This window comes from Leucobacter celer subsp. astrifaciens, from assembly GCF_001273835.1.
Classification (GTDB): Bacteria; Actinomycetota; Actinomycetes; order Actinomycetales; family Microbacteriaceae; genus Leucobacter; species Leucobacter celer.
Genome location: NZ_JHEI01000134.1, coordinates 236,297 through 253,356, shown reverse-complemented (window position 1 = coordinate 253,356; position 17,060 = coordinate 236,297). Strand labels below are relative to the sequence as shown.

General features: G+C 61.2%; 10 protein-coding genes, 2 tRNA genes and 1 pseudogene. 11 read left to right on the top strand and 2 right to left on the bottom strand.

From position 1 onward, the window contains the following. Positions 1 to 93 precede the first annotated feature (93 nt). Both AMS65_RS05210 and AMS65_RS05205 read left to right on the top strand, forming a co-directional pair. A tRNA-Ile gene (locus AMS65_RS05210) sits at positions 94 to 167 on the top strand. Between the two features lie 144 nt (positions 168 to 311). Next, positions 312 to 1,625 carry a DUF418 domain-containing protein gene (locus AMS65_RS05205; protein WP_075200855.1) on the top strand — a complete coding sequence of 438 codons (1,314 nt, stop codon included), beginning with the start codon at positions 312 to 314 and terminating at the stop codon, positions 1,623 to 1,625. Here the strand turns inward: AMS65_RS05205 and AMS65_RS05200 are convergent. After that, positions 1,516 to 1,923, bottom strand: coding sequence for an MmcQ/YjbR family DNA-binding protein (locus tag AMS65_RS05200; protein WP_053383091.1), 408 nt, complete (start codon positions 1,921 to 1,923; stop codon positions 1,516 to 1,518). The two genes, AMS65_RS05205 and AMS65_RS05200, sit on opposite strands and share 110 nt — an antisense overlap. A 194-nt stretch (positions 1,924 to 2,117) precedes the next feature. On the opposite strand from AMS65_RS05200, the gene AMS65_RS05195 reads away from it, so the two are divergent. Further along, a tRNA-Ala gene (locus AMS65_RS05195) sits at positions 2,118 to 2,190 on the top strand. 592 nt (positions 2,191 to 2,782) lie between these two features. Here the strand turns inward: AMS65_RS05195 and AMS65_RS20310 are convergent. Continuing rightward, a pseudogene (locus AMS65_RS20310) lies at positions 2,783 to 3,820 on the bottom strand (recombinase family protein); the annotation flags it as partial. Between the two features lie 405 nt (positions 3,821 to 4,225). Here AMS65_RS20310 and AMS65_RS19350 point away from each other — a divergent pair. The 8 genes from AMS65_RS19350 (at position 4,226) to AMS65_RS05155 (ending at position 16,878) form a co-directional block, all read left to right on the top strand. Further along, a complete protein-coding gene (locus tag AMS65_RS19350; protein ID WP_157502101.1) occupies positions 4,226 to 5,053 on the top strand; it encodes a hypothetical protein in 828 nt (275 codons plus the stop codon). Between the two features lie 13 nt (positions 5,054 to 5,066). Further along, entirely contained in the window at positions 5,067 to 7,151 is a 2,085-nt protein-coding gene (locus AMS65_RS05185; RefSeq protein ID WP_241489343.1) for a type I restriction-modification system subunit M, read from the top strand. Next, positions 7,148 to 9,019 carry a DUF262 domain-containing protein gene (locus AMS65_RS05180; protein ID WP_053383089.1) on the top strand — a complete coding sequence of 624 codons (1,872 nt, stop codon included), beginning with the start codon at positions 7,148 to 7,150 and terminating at the stop codon, positions 9,017 to 9,019. The genes AMS65_RS05185 and AMS65_RS05180 overlap by 4 nt, the downstream gene beginning before the upstream one ends. Next, positions 9,019 to 10,440: a restriction endonuclease subunit S domain-containing protein gene (locus AMS65_RS05175; RefSeq protein ID WP_053383088.1), complete on the top strand. Its 1,422-nt coding sequence runs from the start codon at positions 9,019 to 9,021 to the stop codon at positions 10,438 to 10,440. The genes AMS65_RS05180 and AMS65_RS05175 overlap by 1 nt, the downstream gene beginning before the upstream one ends. Before the next feature lie 51 nt (positions 10,441 to 10,491). Beyond that, positions 10,492 to 10,785, top strand: coding sequence for a type II toxin-antitoxin system RelE/ParE family toxin (locus AMS65_RS05170; protein WP_053383087.1), 294 nt, complete (start codon positions 10,492 to 10,494; stop codon positions 10,783 to 10,785). 11 nt (positions 10,786 to 10,796) lie between these two features. Continuing rightward, entirely contained in the window at positions 10,797 to 11,867 is a 1,071-nt protein-coding gene (locus AMS65_RS05165) for an ImmA/IrrE family metallo-endopeptidase (protein WP_053383086.1), read from the top strand. Between the two features lie 3 nt (positions 11,868 to 11,870). Next, positions 11,871 to 14,807 carry a type I restriction endonuclease subunit R gene (locus tag AMS65_RS05160; RefSeq protein WP_053383085.1) on the top strand — a complete coding sequence of 979 codons (2,937 nt, stop codon included), beginning with the start codon at positions 11,871 to 11,873 and terminating at the stop codon, positions 14,805 to 14,807. 67 nt (positions 14,808 to 14,874) lie between these two features. Further along, a complete protein-coding gene (locus AMS65_RS05155) occupies positions 14,875 to 16,878 on the top strand; it encodes an AAA family ATPase (RefSeq protein ID WP_053383084.1) in 2,004 nt (667 codons plus the stop codon). Positions 16,879 to 17,060: the final 182 nt, after the last annotated feature.

The window sequence follows — 17,060 nt, the reverse complement described above, 5'->3', positions numbered from 1 at the left end:
CACCGTCGCGGTGCACGATCCAGGCAACGCGCCCGATATCCGACTTCGATTTCGATTTTCGGCTCGAATCGGGTAGAGTCATTGCTTGGTCAAGGGGCTATAGCTCAGGCGGTTAGAGCGCTTCACTGATAATGAAGAGGTCCCAGGTTCAAGTCCTGGTAGCCCCACCGAACAACACAAGGGCGGTCGAGAAATCGGCCGCCCTTCGTCGTATCCGGAGGGTGTTCGAGCGGTTGGCGCATCGGCGCTGAACCGTGCTGAGCCGTGGCCCGACTTGCCTCGGGGCCGTACGCGACGGGAGACTGGTGGGCATGGGGCGGACGTACGAGGCGGCATCTGCACCGGTCGCGAGTGCGGGGCAGCGCGCGCTGGCACCCGATCTCGCCCGCGGCTGGATGCTGCTGCTGATCGCGATCGCCAATGTCTCCGCGTATCTGTGGGGGAGCACGGAGCTGCTGTACACGGTGCACCCGACCGACGGGAGCGTTCTCGACCGGGTGCTGTCCGCGATCGCGATCGTGTTCGTCGACGCACGCGTCTACCCGATGTTCGCCTTCCTCTTCGGGTACGGCATGGTGCAGTTCGCGCGGTCTCGTGAGGCGCGCGGCGTCCCGGAGCGCGCCGTGCGCGGCATGTTTCTGCGCCGGCACCTGTGGCTGCTCGTGTTCGGCTTCGTGCACGCGCTGCTGCTGTTCGCGGGAGACATCCTCGGTGCGTACGGGCTGACCGGTCTCGCGCTGACGGCGGCACTCTTCTGGAGGCCGAATCGCGCGCTGAAGATCACCGTGTGGGTGCTGCTGGGCCTGTTCGCGTGCGGCGCGGTGATGATGATGGGCGTGATGCTGCTGCTCGCGGCTCTGGTGCCGCTGGGTTCGCAGGAGCTGGTGACGACCGATGCATGGGGGAGCACGGCTGACCTGCTCAACGGGATCGCCTCGTACGGCTGGGCGATGCTCGTGCGCGCGGGGGTGTGGCTGCTCATGACGCCGGCCACCGTGCTCTCGCTGCTGGTTCCGGCCTGCGTGCTACTGGGCTGGATCGCCGGACGGCACCGATGGCTGGAGGGCGGTGTGACGCGCTTCGGGCTCGGCGCCGTCGCCGGATGGGGGATCCTGATCGGCAGCCTCGCCGCGGTGCCCACGGCGCTGAGCTATCTGGGGTTGCTCCCGGTGGCGGAGCCCGTGGTCTGGGGCTGGACGCTCTTCGCGCAACTCGGAGGCGTGGCCGGTGGCATCGGCTACGCGGCTCTGTTCGGATGGGCCGCTGTGCGATTGCGTTCGGGCCCCGTGGTGCGCGCGGTGGCGGCGGTGGGCAAGCGGTCGCTGAGCAGCTACCTGCTGCAGTCGGTGATCTTCGCGCCGCTGCTCGCAGCCTGGGGGTTCGGCCTGGGGGCTCGTATCAACACCGCGGCAGCGTTCGGGATCGCCGCCGGCACGTGGCTGCTCTCCCTGCTGATGGCGGTGCTGCTCGAGCGCCGTGGCGCGCGCGGTCCGGCGGAGGTGCTGCTGCGTCGGCTCACGTACAGTCGTCTCGATGCTCAGCCTGGGCCTGACCGAAGGTCTCGGGATCCACGGGGCTCTGCCCGCGCGGTAGCTGCTCGACCACCAGCAGATACGACTCGGTGACGAGGTCGCTGAACATGACCGCGTCGAGCGCTGCTCCGGGAGCGACGGTGATCCAGTGCCGCTTGTTCATGTGGTAACCCGGCGCGATCTCGGGATAGACGGTGCGCAGCACCTCGCTGTCGGCGGGCCGGGCCTTGAGATTGACCGCGGGATCGCCGCCGCGCTCGTACAGCGCCATGAACATGCGGCCCCGTACCTTGTAGACCTCCCACTCGGGCCCGAAGGGGTACTCGGCACCCGTTCCCGGCAGCTCGGCGGCGCGGGATCGCGCGGCGGCGTGGAGCTCATCTCGGTGCATAGGGCGTTCCTCCGGTCGAATCGGGGTGCGGCGGACGCCGCCGAACGGTGAGCCGCGCCCGTCGGATCGCGGCGAGCACCGCTCAGTGGATCGGTGCTTTTGCGTGTCGGATTCCTCGCGGGTATAGTAGTCCGAGTGGTTGCCGGGCGGTACAGCCGGAGCCGCTGAGCGGAGGATCTTTCGAACCTTCACTCGGGTCCTTAGCTCAGTTGGTAGAGCGCCTGCTTTGCAAGCAGGATGTCGGGAGTTCGATTCTCCCAGGATCCACCCAAATATCCTTACGGGAACACGCGACATCGTGAGATGTGGAGTGTTCCCGTTTGGTCTTCTTGCCTCCGGATGCTTCGCAGATGATCGTTGCGAAGGGTTCCGCGAGATGCGGCTTGATCTGTTCCTCTTCGGTGATCTCCAGTCGCGTGTAGAACGCCTGGTTTGCGAGCCTTCTGTCGGCATCGTCGGATCGAGCGTAGGTGTGGTGCGCGTTGGTGAGGAGTTGGAGTGAGTCGTGGAGGAAAGCGCGTCTTCCGGTGTGGCTCTCGTCGTGTTCGCTGAGTCGTTGCTCTATGTCGGCAAGGCCCGTGCGGATGCGGTCCTGGTGCCGCTTCAGCGTGGGCAGGTCGATCGCGTCAGCGAAGTGCGCGGCGAGGAGCTTGTCGGATTCGGCTTCAAGCCGGGCCCTGTTCGCCGTCAGATCGGTGAGTTCCTGATCCCTTCCCGAACTCCGCTTGTCGAACGCCGAGTCGACCTCGGCGGCAAGATGCCGGTAGTCAGCTTCGCTAATCGTGATGCTCGTGTAAGAGGCTTCAACCAGGCGCTCAGCAACTTGCACGGGCACTGCACGCCGGGTGCAGTTCGTCCTCTTCGCTGCACGGCCGGAGCAAACGAAGTACGCGTAGGTGGTGCCTTTGGGGTTGGTGGCGAAGTCGAGGAGCATACGCGATCCGCAACTGCCGCAGTGCAGCAGCCCTTTCAGGTGGTGCGCGTGCGTGACGTGGCGGGTCATCTTCGCAGTGCGCGCTTTCAAGAGTGATTGCACCTGATCGAACAACGCTGGCTCGATCAGAGGTTCGTGTGCACCGGGATGCAGCGCGCCTTTGTAGCGGATCACACCCGCGTAATACGGGTTCGTCAGCAGCGAGTAAAACGTCGCCTTCCCCAGCGGCTTCGACGGTCGCTTCGGCGACGGCACGGTCAGCAACCCGCGCGCGGTGAGTTCACGCAAAAGCGCCGCAACCGAGGTTTCGCCGGTTGCGTAGCGTTCGAACGCGAAGCGGATCAGCGGCGCACGCTCATGATCGACCTCGACTGTGCGCACCTCCCGACCGTGCTCGTCGGTCTTGCGCACGTTGAGGTAGCCGATGGGAGCACGCATCGGGGTCCCGCCCTGCGCGAGTTTCTGTTGCATGCCCTTGGTGACTTCGGTAGCGAGATTGCGGCTATAGAACTCCGCAATCGACGACATGATCCCGTGCACGAGCATCCCCGACGGGGTCTGATCAATCGATTCAGTAGCCGAAACGAGAGTTACACCCGCGCTGATGAGAGCTTCATGGATCTGCACGTCGTCAGCACGGTTGCGGGCGAGACGGTCGAGCTTGTGCACGATGCAGAACTGCACCCGAGATGCTTTGATGAACGCCAGCATCTCCTGAAGCCCATCCCGATCAGCGGACCGCGCGGACTCACCCGCGTCAACGAACTCACGCACCACCCGCGCGCCGAGCTCATCAGCCTTTCGCGCGTTAGCTTCGCGTTGGGCGGGGATGGAGAACCCTTCGTCGGTGCCGCCGCGTTCGGCCTGCTCGCGTGTGGAGACACGAAGGTAGGACACCGCCAGCAGCACCGGCTTCTCGGCTCCGGTCTCGGGCGGCCGAGTGGTCAGCGTGGTGATGCTCATGGTGGGCCTCCTTGCCGAGGGTGTTGCTTCTCTTCGATCTTCTCGCGTACCTCTGACAGAACGAACAGCTCCGACCGGGCCGATTCAGCGGCGGGGGTGAGTTCGGCTGGCGGCGGGAGGCCGTAGGGGTCGGGTTCGCCGCGCTGCCAGGCTTGGTGGCGGGTCTCGGCGATGTTGAGTGCCCAGTCGATCAGCTTCCCCAGATCAGGGCGCTCACACCGCGTCACTCTCAGGCGCAGATCCCGTTCGCTTCTCTCCATACAGGTAGGTGCGCCACCTGTTTCACGGAATCAGAAACAGCCCGAAATCAGCCCCTTGCCGACCACCGCTTTTGAGTTACCACGCATCTTGCAAGCGGGGAATCCGGCTACTTTCGTCGGGAACGAAACAAACGTAGGCTGAAGCATGGTCACGAAACACTGGCAGAAGTTCTTCCAAGACTTCGACGCGCACTACGAACGGTGGATCACCGCCCAAGAATCCGGCGATCCCGATGAGTTACGCACCGCCGAGAAAGCACTCCCCGGTCTGACAGATCGAGCACGCCAAGCACTCGCCGCCCTCGACCGTGACGAGTCCGATTCTCCCCTATACGCAGCGAGGAAACGCTGGATCGTTCTCGATCACGAACGGAGGGCATACGAGCGCAAGCGCCGCCGCGAGCAAGAAGCCGCGAAGCAGAGACGCGAAGCACGCAGCATCCGCATCAACCGCACCGTCGAACTCCCAACAACCTGCGCACACTGCGGGGCGAAGCTGGAGAATCCGAAGAGCACCGGGAGACCGCGCGTGTATTGCTCAGCGTCATGTCGTAAGGCCGCTCATGAAGATCGCCGAAGCGGCAACGAGAGCGCGGTGAAGGTGCAGGTCGTAGAACGAGTCGTCACTGAGGTGCGTGAACGCCGGGTTGACGTGACACACCCACGCAAGACCTGCGTTCAAGCCGTGTTCGATGACGAGGCAGCCATCGTGGAAGCCGTGCGAGCCCTCACCGCCAGAATCAGGGACTTCGACGACCCCATCCTCCGGCCCACGCGGTCAGCGTTCTGGGATCTCTGCAACGACGTCGAAGTCCTTCACGAGGCGCTGGCAGAACGCGCCATGTTCTGGCGACCGCTGGTGTCACCTGACCCACCGAACAGGCACCAACGCAACTTGCAACGTTTCACTTACAAGCCATCACGAGAAGGCTCTGAAGAAGAGCATGACTTAGGTTCTCCGTCTGCTCCCTGAGAGAATGTCTGTGGTGGCGCCTAACGTCATCGTGGGAGTGTGGTGCTTTCCGTTCGGGCTTGATTCTCGTGCACGGCGCAAACTCCGCTTTCATGCCGTACTAGATCGACTCGAAGGACATGCGTTGCCGCAGAACTCCATCAACCATTCTCGCCTCGTCGCGCTGATCTGGAGCATCGCCGACGACGTGCTGCGAGACCTCTACGTGCGTGGCAAGTACCGCGATGTGATCCTACCGTTCACCGTCCTCCGACGCTTGGATAGTGTGCTCGAACCCACCCAAGACGCGGTCGTCGCGATGAAGAAGACCCTCGATCTGGCAGGAATCGTCGACCAGGATGCACCACTGCGCGACGCCGCGAAGCAAGACTTCTACAACACGTCCGGCTTCACGCTCAAGACTCTACGGGCTGCGACGAATGCCACCAGGCTCCGGCAGAACTTTGAGGCATACCTCGATGGCTTCTCGCCCAATGTGCAGGAGATCATCGACAACTTCGAGTTCCGCAATCAGCTCACTCGTCTTACGAAGGCCGATGCGCTCGGGGCGCTGATCGAGAAGTTCCTCTCACCTGACCTTGATCTTTCGCCTTCCGGCCTCGACAACCACGGAATGGGTACGGTTTTCGAAGAGCTGGTACGACGCTTCAACGAGGAGAACAACGAAGAAGCGGGTGAGCACTGGACGCCGCGCGACGCAGTGCGGCTGATGACTCGGCTGATGTTCGAACCGATCGCCGAGGTCATCCCCTCGGGCACCTATCGGCTGTATGACGGGGCGATGGGAACCGGTGGCATGCTCACCGTTGCGGAGGAGACCCTCAAGCACCTCACCGAACCCGCCGGGAAGAAGATCTCGACGCATCTATACGGCCAGGAAATCAACGCTGAAACGTACGCGATCGCAAAGGCCGACTTCATTCTCAAGGGCGACGGGCAGGCGGCTGACAATATCGTCGGAGGCTCAGAGTGGTCAACCCTTTCGAACGATGCCTTCGCGGGTGACGAGTTCGACTTCATGCTTTCGAACCCGCCATACGGTAAGAGCTGGAAGACCGACCAAGATCGCCTGGGCGGCGCAAAGAAAATCATCGACCCACGCTTCATTGTTACCCACGACGGCGACCCTGGCTATTCACTGGTCACCCGCAGTAGCGACGGACAACTGATGTTCCTCGCGAACCTCATCTCCAAGATGAAGCAGGGCACAGCCCTCGGCTCTCGCATCGCATCGGTGCACAACGGCTCCTCGCTGTTCACCGGAGACGCCGGCCAAGGTGAGAGCAACTTCCGTCGCTGGATCATCGAAAACGACTGGCTCGAAGCCATCGTCGCGCTGCCGCTCAAGATGTTCTACAACACCGGCATCGCAACCTACGTGTGGGTAATCTCCAACCGCAAGGAAGAGCGACGTAAGGGCAAAGTGCAGCTCATCGACGCCACCGGCTGGTTCACGCCACTGCGCAAGAACCTCGGTGAGAAGGGCGTCGAGATCAGTGACGTCGACGCTGACCGCGTGCTTGCCGCCTACAAAGCCTTCGACCAGGCTGACGACCCCGATCACTCGAAGGTCTTCGATGGCATCGACTTCGGCTACTCCAAGATCACCGTCGAGCGCCCGCTGCGTATCGCGGGCGTCGAGGCGGGCCGCGTCTACAAGGCTGCCGAGATCAAGAAGCTCAAAGAAGACGGGGTGTGCGACGAGTCAGCCGCGCCGATCATCAAGAAAGTGCTGCCATTCGCGGCAACTCCTGACCCGTTGCATGGGCGCTACGAGGCGATCATCGACGGACGAACCCGTGTGGTCGAATACGAGCCCGACACCGAACTGCGCGACACCGAACAAGTGCCACTCACTGAACCCGCAGGTGAGTATGCCGACGGGATCGAAGCCTTCTTCCGCCGCGAGGTGGAGCCCTACGCACCTGACGCATGGATCGACGAGACGAAGACGAAGATCGGCTACGAAATCTCGTTTACCCGCCACTTCTACAAGCCGACCCCGATGCGCACTCTCGCCGAGATTCAAGCCGACATCCGGGCCCTCGAAGCTGAGACCGACAATCTCATCGCCGAGATCGCAGGAGGCGAAGCATGACCGAAATCGACCGCAATATCGACGGCGTTGCGAAGACAGTCGCAGAGGTGCTGGAGAAGAAGAAGTACTCGATCGACTACTACCAGCGCGAGTACAAGTGGGAAGCCAAGCAGATCGCCGAACTTGTCTCAGACCTCACAGCAAAGTTCCTCTCTCTGCACGAGCTCGATCACGCTCGCAGGGATGTTGCCAAGTATCCCGGCTACTACCTCGGATCTATCATCATCTCGCAGAAGGGCAGCCAGCCCTTCGTCGTAGATGGCCAGCAGCGACTGACCAGCCTGACCCTGTTCCTGACCTATCTGCGGCGCCTCCAGCAAGACCGTGAGGAGAAAGACACGGTCAACATTGACGAGCTGATCTATTCTGAAAAGTTCGGTGAGAAATCCTTCAACCTTGACGTGCCCGACCGTAACGATTGCATGGAAGCACTGTTCGAGCACGGTGAGTATGAGCCACCGGCGGATGCGGCTGAGTCTGTTCACACGCTCGTCGCGAGGTACGCCGAACTCGACGGGCTGTTTCCCGACGAGCTGAAGGAGTCAGCGCTGCCGTACTTCATCGACTGGCTCAAGGATCGCGTGCAGCTCGTACAGATCACCGCCTACAGCGATGACGACGCCTACGCGATCTTCGAGACGATGAACGACCGAGGCCTCAAACTCACCCCGGCCGACATGCTCAAGGGGTACCTGCTCGCCAACATGGAAGACGGCAAGCCGCGCACCAAGGCCAACGAACTGTGGCGCAAGCGACTTCGTGGCTTGGATGAGCACGATGAGGATGCCAGCTCGGACTTTCTCAAGACCTGGCTGCGCAGTCAGTACTCCACCAAGATTCGTGAGCGCAAGAAGGGAGCCAAGCCAGAGGACTGGGACCGGATCGGCACCGAGTTTCATCGATGGCTACGCGGCGCACACGACAAGATCGGGCTCAACACGCGTGACGACTTCTACGAGTTCGTTGTCCGCGATCTGGAGTTCTACAGCCACCAGTACGCACGAGTCCTCGACGCTGCGACAGGAGCGTTCCGACCAGACAGTCCGCTCCGCTTCATTCGGTTCAACGCCGATCACGGCTTCACCCTTCAGAATCAGCTGCTGCTCGCGCCCCTCCGCGTCGAGGACAACGCCGACGTAATTGACAAGAAACTTGAGCTGGTGAGCCGGTACACAGACATCATGCTGGCCTGGCGTATCTGGAACTACCGGTCGACGGCCTACTCCACTATGCAGTACGCGATGTTCAACGTCATGCGCGATATTCGCGGCCTCGACGTTGACGACCTCGCGACGTTGCTGCGTGACTCGCTACGGAAGACCGATGAGACCTTCGACTCCCGCGACGACCTCGCAGTTCACCAGCAGAACCGCGGTCAACTCCACAAAGTCCTCGCCCGCATCACCGACTACATCACCGTAGGTTCGGGTCAGGCATCGAACTACATCGAGCTGACCAACGGCGCGAAGATCAAGTACGAGGTCGAACACATCTGGGCCGACCATGCGGATCAACACGCCGATGAGTTCAGCCATGAGGCTGACTTCGCGCGTCACCGCAATCGCATCGGCGGTCTGCTGCTGCTGCCGAAGCAGTTCAACGCCAGCTACAACGACGATCCCTACGGGGCCAAGCTCCCGCATTACTTCAAAGAAAATCTCCTCGCAGCCAGCCTTCACCCGCTTGCGTACGAGAAGAATCCCGGATTCCTTGGATTCATCAAGCAGTCGGGGCTCCCGTTCCAGGCATACGAACAGTTCAAGGCTGACGACCTCATTGAGCGCGGCAACCTCTACCGAGACATCGCCAAGCAAGTTTGGAACCCAGACGACCTGCTTCGTGTCGCCGGTATCGCTGGGGAGGAGTGATGTTCAGAGATCTTCCGCGATACTCAGAGATGACGGTGAATCAGTTCTGGGACGCGAAGGCACCAAGTCACTGGGAGACCCATCCCGGACTCGCCGTCCTTGAGGAGAATCGGCGTAAGAATCACGGCCTCGTCGAGTCGCAGGTCTTGTCCCTCAGCTTTGGTCGGGTCGTAGTGAAACCCGTCGAGAAGCAGCGAGGTCTTGTTCCTGATTCCTACGAGAGTTACCAGATTCTCGATCCGGGCGACATTGTCATACGCCCCACTGACCTTCAGAACGATCAGACCAGCATTCGGGTAGGTCAGGTGAACGAGCGAGGGATCATCACCTCGGCCTACATCGGGCTCCGTGCCCACGGAGTTTGGAGCGATGCCTACGCGTACCACTACCTCGCCGTCGTCGATTCGTCGAAACGGATTTACGGTATGGGAAGTGGTCTACGCCAACAACTGGGTTGGCCTGACCTCAAGCGAATGCCGTGCCTCGTGCCGCCGCCGGAGGAGCAGGCGGCGATCGTAAGGTACCTCGCCCAAGCGAACGCCCGCATCGACAAGGCCATCGCCGCCAAGCGCCGCCTTATAGCCCTAGTCAGAGAGCAGATCAGTGGCGAGAGAGACTTCGTTGTCCGTGGCTCAGACTCGCCCAAGGCCGCCACGACAACACTCCCATGGATACCAGCGGCTCCTGCGGGTTGGGCCATCGTGAGGACCAAGCAGGTTCTTCAAGGCATCGAACAGGGGTGGTCGCCCCAATGCGACGCACAAGCTGCATCCGACGACGAATGGGGCATTATGAAGGCGGGATGCTCGAACTACGGGCGCTTCAGACCTGGAGAGAACAAGAAGCTCTCCGCCGGGTTGCGCCCGAAGCCCAACCTTGAGATTCAGCATGGAGATCTGCTCGTCAGCCGTGCAAACACTCGAGAGCTCGTGGGCTCCGCAGCAGTCGCGCTACAGCCCCGACCAAAGCTGATGTTCTCGGACAAGACATTTCGTCTGAAGGTTCGGTCATCCCTAGTGGATAGTGAGTTCTTGGCTCTCGCGATGTCGACCCGAAGCGCTCGTGACCAGGTCGAGGCAGGTGCCGTCGGCGCGAGCCATTCGATGCAGAACATTGGTCAGGGGGTGATCGCGAACCTCTGGATCGCACTACCGTCGCTCGCAGAGCAGCGGGAGATCGTCAACCGTGTCCATGGCTTGGACTCGAGCGCGGCATCAGCTATCGAAAAGACTGAACGAGAGATCACTCTCCTTCAAGAGTTCCGCACGCGTCTCGTGGCTGACGTGGTGACAGGTCAAGTTGACGTGCGTGCGATCGCGGCGATGCTTCCTGAGGCGCCAGAGTACGAAAGTAGCCATCTGGACGACCCGATTCGCACTCTAGAGAGTGACTTCCGCGAGGAGGAACTTGCCGATGACTGATGTGCATCACTACCCAGATCAATCAATGAGTGTTACGATATAGGTAACACCATGGAGTTGAGGTATGCGGACAACGAGCTGGAGCGTCAATGCACCGATGCGCGCTACATGCAGCGCAAGCTCGGCGCGCAGCGCGCGAAGGCTCTGAAGCTGCGCCTCAATGAGTTGCGGCAAGTCGAGAAGGTGAGCGACTTGCTCTTGCTTGCAGGCAAATGGGACTCAAAGACAGCGGATCGTGCCGGGCAGTGGGCGGGCCGCTTGACCGGAAACTGGCGAGTGGTTGTGAGGCCACTTTCTGAGACGGCCGCCGTAGTGGAAATACTCGAGATCGTTGACTATCACTGAGAGGAGCTGACATGACTACCCTTCCTGACTACGCTGTTTCGCCTGGCGACCACATCGAGGAGTGGCTCGACGACCAGGGCATCAACGCCGCCGAGCTGGCACGCCGTCTCGACGTAACCCCGAAGCACGTCTCCGAGCTGCTCTCTGGCAGGGCCCCCCTATCGGCCACTGTCGCGTTGGGATTGGAGCGAGTCACGGGCATCCCCGCTCGGATCTGGAACCGCTTCGAGGCGGGCTATCGCGAGGATTTAGCTCGCCTCGCGGAGACCGACAAACTCGCGGTACAGCACGAGCAGGCGAAGTTGCTTCCGCTGGCGTATTTGCGTAAGTGGAAGTTCATCTCGGCGCCTGCGGGCGATAAGGCAGGCACGGTCCGAGAGGTGTTGGAGATCTTCGGGATCGCTCACCTTGACGCGTTTGATGCAACCTGGGTGCACGGCAAGGTGGCGTACCGTAAGGCGACTTTGGCCTCGGACAAAGCGTACGAGCGGGCTACCTGGCTCGCCCTCGGTGAACGCCACGCTGGTCTCGACAAGCTCGGCAACTACGACAAGGCCGGCCTCGAAGCGATCCTCCCTGAGTTGCGCGCGCTTACCGCACACCCCAACCCTGTCGAAGCGATTGACGAGGTGACTGAACTCCTTCGGGGTGTCGGTGTTGCGCTCTGCCTTATCCCACCGATTCCAGGATTCGGAGTGCATGGGGCGACGCGGTGGATCAATGGGCATCCGGTGGTGCAGTTGTCTGTGCGGGGAAAGAAGGACGACCAGCTGTGGTTCACGCTCTTCCATGAGCTTGGGCACGTTCTCCTGCACAGCCACAAGGCGGTCTTCCTGCAAGGCGCGGGCGATCAAGCCGAGGCCGAAGCCGATGCGTTCGCCTCATCAACGCTCGTACCCGAGCACTATCGGGACCGGCTACCGACCGGACGCAATATCGGCGCCGTGCGCGAACTCGCCACCGAACTGGGTATCGCACCGAGCATCGTCCTCGGACAGGCTCAGAGACTGACCACCGACTTCGCCTGGGGTCAAGAACTCAAGGTCACGCTCCAGTGGGACTCCAACGAAAGCGAGGAGTAACCCATGCAGCGACTCAACGAAGCGAGCCTCGAAGCACTCATCATCGACCAGATGGTCGAGGGCGGCTGGGTTGAGGGCGCTGCCAGTGCTTACGACTCGTCGTATGCGCTTGACCTCACCCATCTCAGCGAGTTCATTGCGACCACGCAGCCGCAGTTTGCCGCGTCGCTAGGCCTTGGAGAGGCGTCGCCGTCGAGGCACAAGTTCCTCGCCCGGCTACAGGGGGAGATCACCAAGCGCGGCGTGGTCCACCTGCTGCGCAACGGGCTCGACCACCTCGGCCAGCACATTGACCTGTACTACCCGACCGCGACCGACGGCAACACGAAGGCCGTCGAGCTGTTCGCTGCGAACCGTTTCGTCATCACTCGCCAGGTGCATCACAGTCCCAGCAACCGGGGTGACGCCGTCGACCTGGTGGCGTTCGTCAACGGCCTGCCGGTGTTCACCTTCGAGTTGAAGAACAACATCACCAAGCAGACCGTTGATGACGCTGTGCAGCAATACCAGCGGGATCGGGATCCGAGAGAGCCGCTGTTCTCGTTCGGGCGCACGATCGCGCACTTCGCTCTCGACGACCAGCGGGTGCGGTTCTGCACGCAGCTCAAGGGTAAGTCGTCGTGGTTCCTGCCCTTCGATCAGGGCTTCAACGACGGCGCAGGGAACCCGCCCAACCCCGACGGGGTGATGACCGACTACCTGTGGCGGGGCGTCCTTGCCCCTGAGAGCCTTGCGGGCATCATCGAGAACTACGCACAGGTCGTCACCGAGAAAAACCCGAAGACGGGCAAGCGGTCCGCGAAGGCGATCTTCCCGCGGTACCACCAGCTCGATGTGGTGCGGATGCTACTGGCTGATGTCGCCGAGAACGGCGCTGGCAGGCGATACCTCATCCAGCACTCTGCGGGCAGCGGCAAGTCAAACTCGATCGCCTGGCTCGTCCACCAGCTCGTTGAGGCCACACACCAGGGATCCGTGGCCTTTGACTCCGTCATCGTCGTCACCGATCGGGTGATCCTTGACGATCAGCTCTCCCAGACCATCAAGTCCTTCCTGCAAGTCGGGTCGACGGTCGTTCACGCGGATCGCTCTGGAGACCTTCGCCGGGCGATTACGGCGGGCAAGAAGATCATCGTCACCACGGTGCAGAAGTTCCCGTACATCCTGGATGACATCGGATCCGAACATCAGGGCCGCAACTTCGCCATCGTCATCGACGAGGCCCATTCCTCCCAAGGTTCGAAGACCTCCGCCGCCGTGTCCCGCGCACTCGGCGGCGGCGCGGATGCAGACGAAGAGTACAGCGTCGAGGATCAGATCAACCGGATCATCGAATCAAAGAAACTGCTGCCGAATGCGAGCTACTTCGCGTTCACCGCGACGCCGAAGAACAAAACGCTGGAGATGTTCGGTGAATCGGTCACGAACCCCGAGGGTACGGTCGGTCACCGCCCATTCCACTCCTACACGATGAAGCAGGCCATCCAAGAGGGCTTCATCGTAGACGTGCTCGCGAGCTACACGCCGGTGGGCAGCTATTACAAGCTGATGAAGACCGTCGAGGACGACCCCGAGTTCGACGTGAAGCGAGCCTCGAAGAAGCTGCGAGCCTACGTGGAAGGTAACCAGCACGCGATTGCGCAGAAGTCCGACATCATGGTCGAGCACTTCCTCGGTCAGGTGATCGCGAAGCAGAAGATCGGCGGGCAGGCCCGTGCCATGGTCGTCACTTCATCCATCCCGCGGTGCATCGAGTACTTCCACGCCATTCGCGACGCACTGGCGGCACGCAAGAGCCCCTACAAGGTGATCGTCGCGTTCTCAGGCGAACACGACTACAAGGGGGTGCAGGTCACTGAGGCGAGCCTCAACGGCTTCCCCTCCCGTGCCATCGCTGAGCAGATCAAGACCGACCCGTACCGCATCCTCGTCGTCGCCAACAAGTTCCAGACCGGATACGACGAACCGCTGCTTCACACTATGTACGTCGACAAGACCCTGTCGGGCGTGCTCGCGGTGCAGACGCTCTCACGGTTGAACCGGGCACATCCAGCCAAGCACGAGACGTTCGTGCTCGACTTCGCCAACGATGCCGAAGACATCCAGCGCGCCTTCGATCCGTACTACCGCACCACCGTGCTCGCCGAAGAGACGGACCCCAACAAGTTGCACGACCTCGTTAACGACCTCGACGCCTTCGGCGTCTACACACCGGAGCACGTCGACGAGTTTGTTGCGCGCTACCTGGCGGGAGAGCCTCGCGACCAACTTGACCCCATCCTCGACGCGTGCGTCGCGGAGTACGTCGAACTGCCTGACGAGGACGACCAGGTGGAGTTCAAAGGCGACGCCAAAGCGTTCCTGCGCACTTACAACTTCCTCTCCACAGTGCTGCCCTACGGCAGCCCCGAGTGGGAGAAGCGCTCGATCTTCCTCGACCATCTCGTGCCGAAGCTCCCCGCTCCGAAAGAGGAAGACCTCGCCGCCGGCATCCTGGAGAACATCGACCTTGAGTCATATCGCGCTGAAAAGCTCACCGCGATGAAGATCGTGCTCGACGATGAGGACGGCCTCCTCGACCCGGTTCCCGCAGCGGGCGGTGGAATGCTGGCGACGCCCGAGCTGGAGAGACTTTCCGAGATCGTCAAGAGCTTCAACGCCCACTTCGGCAACATCGAGTGGAACGACGCCGACCGTGTCGAACGCTTCATCACTGAAGAGATTCCACGCCTCGTAGCCGAAGATGAGGCCTACCAGAACGCGCAGGTGAACAATGACCCGGCGAACGCACGCGTCGAGAGCGACCGCGCACTCGGCCAGGTCATGCTGCGGCTCATCGCAGATGACACGCAGCTCTTCAAAGAGTTCCAGGACAACGAGAGCTTCAAACGGTGGCTCGCAGACGCCGTGTTCAACGCAACGTACAGGAAGAGCGCGTGAGCACCGAGGTGTCGTTTCATCTTGAAGCAGACAAACGGGACACTCTGGACGAGAGGGAGGCCCTCTGATGCAGTTGTCAACCATTGAGTTCAATGGCTACAAGCGGCTCGACCGAGCGTCCTGCAATGTGGATGGGCATACGATCGCGTTCATCGGCCCGAACGAATCCGGCAAGAGCAGTGTACTTCGTGGGTTGGAGTGGCTGACGCAGGATGGCGATGTTCCTCTGGCCTTGCGTGACCAGAACCGTCGGACGCGACCTGACGACGATGCGCTTGTTGCTCGAGCGCGCTTCAGAGTCGACGCCGACGACATTGAGGCTTTGCAAACCCTCGAAATTGACCCGAGTGCCGTGATCGACCTCAAGTCGGTGACTGAGTTTCGCGTCTCCCGCCGCAAGGATGGGAGACAAGTCACAGGTATTTCGACCACCATCACTAGGAACCCACTGCCATTTGCGAAGGCGTTCGAATCGATTCAGAAGGCCGAAGTTGCACGTGCCGATGCCTCAGAACTGCTTACCGAGCACGAGATTGAACAGCTCGAACCTCTTCTCCGCGACGCGCAATTGGCAGTTGACCTCGACGACGCTGCATGGAATGACGAGCGCGTCGCAAGGTGCCGGGGCGTCATATCGGATCTGGAATCCGCGATCGAACAGATCAACCAAATTGATGTCCGGTCGGCAAAGCTCACGAAGGCGCGTGGCTGTGTTGAGAAGACCATTCAACTCCTTCAACTGGCTGCGGAAGCGGGTGAGCTCCCTGACCCACCCGACAGCATGAGGGCGTTGCTCGTAAAGAGAGTTCCAAAGTTCGTGCTCTTCAGTGATGACGACCGCGACCTGGCCGAGACGTACAACTTGAGCGACGATTCGCTACGCGCACAGGTTCCGGCACCGCTTCGAAACCTCCTTACAGTCGCAGGAACCACAGCCGATGCGGTGTGGAACGCGGCAGTTGGGGGCGACCCTGCAACGATGCGAACCTTGGAACGCCGGATGAACGAAACGCTGCGTTCACGACTGCAACCGATGTGGACACAGTCGAAGCTCACGATCGAGCTCGCGTTGAATGTCGGCGGTGTTCTCGAAGTCAACATCCGGGAGCTGGAGAGCGCGGATTTCACGGTCACGCCAATCGCCGAGCGAAGTGATGGCCTCCGCACCTTTCTCGGGCTCGTGTGCTTCCTGATCGCTGCCAATCTGGAAGTCCCGCCAGTCCTCATGATCGATGAGGCTGAGCGGAACCTGCACTATGACGCCCAGGCGGACCTCGTGAGAGTCTTGACCCGAGAGTTGCGGGTACACAAGGTCATATACACCACACACTCGCCGGGGTGCCTACCACTCGACCTTGGAACTGGAATCAGGGTGGTTGCAAGGAGTCCGAGCGACCCTGCAACCAGCACCCTTGAGAACAACTTCTGGACCAAGAGCGAACCGGGCTTCTCTCACCTCCTCTTCGCAATGGGGGCTGAAGCAGCGGCGTTCTCGGCCTTCAGACGGGCGGTCCTAGCCGAAGGCGTGAGCGAGATGATTCTGCTGCCAACAATGCTCAGGAACGCTACGGATGGCTCACAGCTGGACTTTCAAGTTGCGTTTGGGCTCTCAAATCTATCTGCGCCTCGGGCGATCAGCTCCGTCGCACTAATCACAACATTCCTCGTCGACGGAGACAAGTCGGGCGATGACAAGAAGAAGCAACTGGTATCAGCTGGCGTGCCTAAGGGTCACGTGTTCCAGCTACCACGAGGCAAAGCAATCGAAGACTTGGTCGATCGTGCAACGTACCTCAAGATCGTCAACGATTTCCTTGCTGAGCAGGACAAGAGCATCCCCCTAGGAAGTCTCTCTAAGACTGTGACGATCGCAAAGGCCGTGGACGACTATGCTAAAGCCCACCTTGACCTGCCCCACGGCGTTAGCCATAAGATCATTGCTTCGAGACTCGCGTTGCTCGGCGAAGATCTTCCTTTGAATGCGGCAGGAAGGCGGTTCCTATCGGATCTGCGACAGAAGCTCGAGGCGGCCCTTGCGCAACCATATATTCTCACGCAAGCGGACGCATAGCACGTTGCAGGGTCTCGCTGGATTCAGGGTGCCGAAGATGCCGGGTCTTCGCCCAGACGGTGCCGCGATGCACGCCGAACTGCCGGGCGAGGGCAGTCACGCTGACACCCTGCGCTCGGGCTGTTCGCATAGCGTCCACTTCCTTGTCCGCAAGCCGTGTTCGAGGTCGTTTACTTGGTTCT

Coding starts and splice junctions, on each gene's coding strand:
- AMS65_RS05205 (WP_075200855.1), top strand. CDS start 312: ATGGGGCGGACGTACGAGGCGGCATCTGCACCGGTCGCGAGTGCGGGG.
- AMS65_RS05200 (WP_053383091.1), bottom strand. CDS start 1,923: ATGCACCGAGATGAGCTCCACGCCGCCGCGCGATCCCGCGCCGCCGAG.
- AMS65_RS19350 (WP_157502101.1), top strand. CDS start 4,226: ATGGTCACGAAACACTGGCAGAAGTTCTTCCAAGACTTCGACGCGCAC.
- AMS65_RS05180 (WP_053383089.1), top strand. CDS start 7,148: ATGACCGAAATCGACCGCAATATCGACGGCGTTGCGAAGACAGTCGCA.
- AMS65_RS05175 (WP_053383088.1), top strand. CDS start 9,019: ATGTTCAGAGATCTTCCGCGATACTCAGAGATGACGGTGAATCAGTTC.
- AMS65_RS05170 (WP_053383087.1), top strand. CDS start 10,492: ATGGAGTTGAGGTATGCGGACAACGAGCTGGAGCGTCAATGCACCGAT.
- AMS65_RS05165 (WP_053383086.1), top strand. CDS start 10,797: ATGACTACCCTTCCTGACTACGCTGTTTCGCCTGGCGACCACATCGAG.
- AMS65_RS05160 (WP_053383085.1), top strand. CDS start 11,871: ATGCAGCGACTCAACGAAGCGAGCCTCGAAGCACTCATCATCGACCAG.
- AMS65_RS05155 (WP_053383084.1), top strand. CDS start 14,875: ATGCAGTTGTCAACCATTGAGTTCAATGGCTACAAGCGGCTCGACCGA.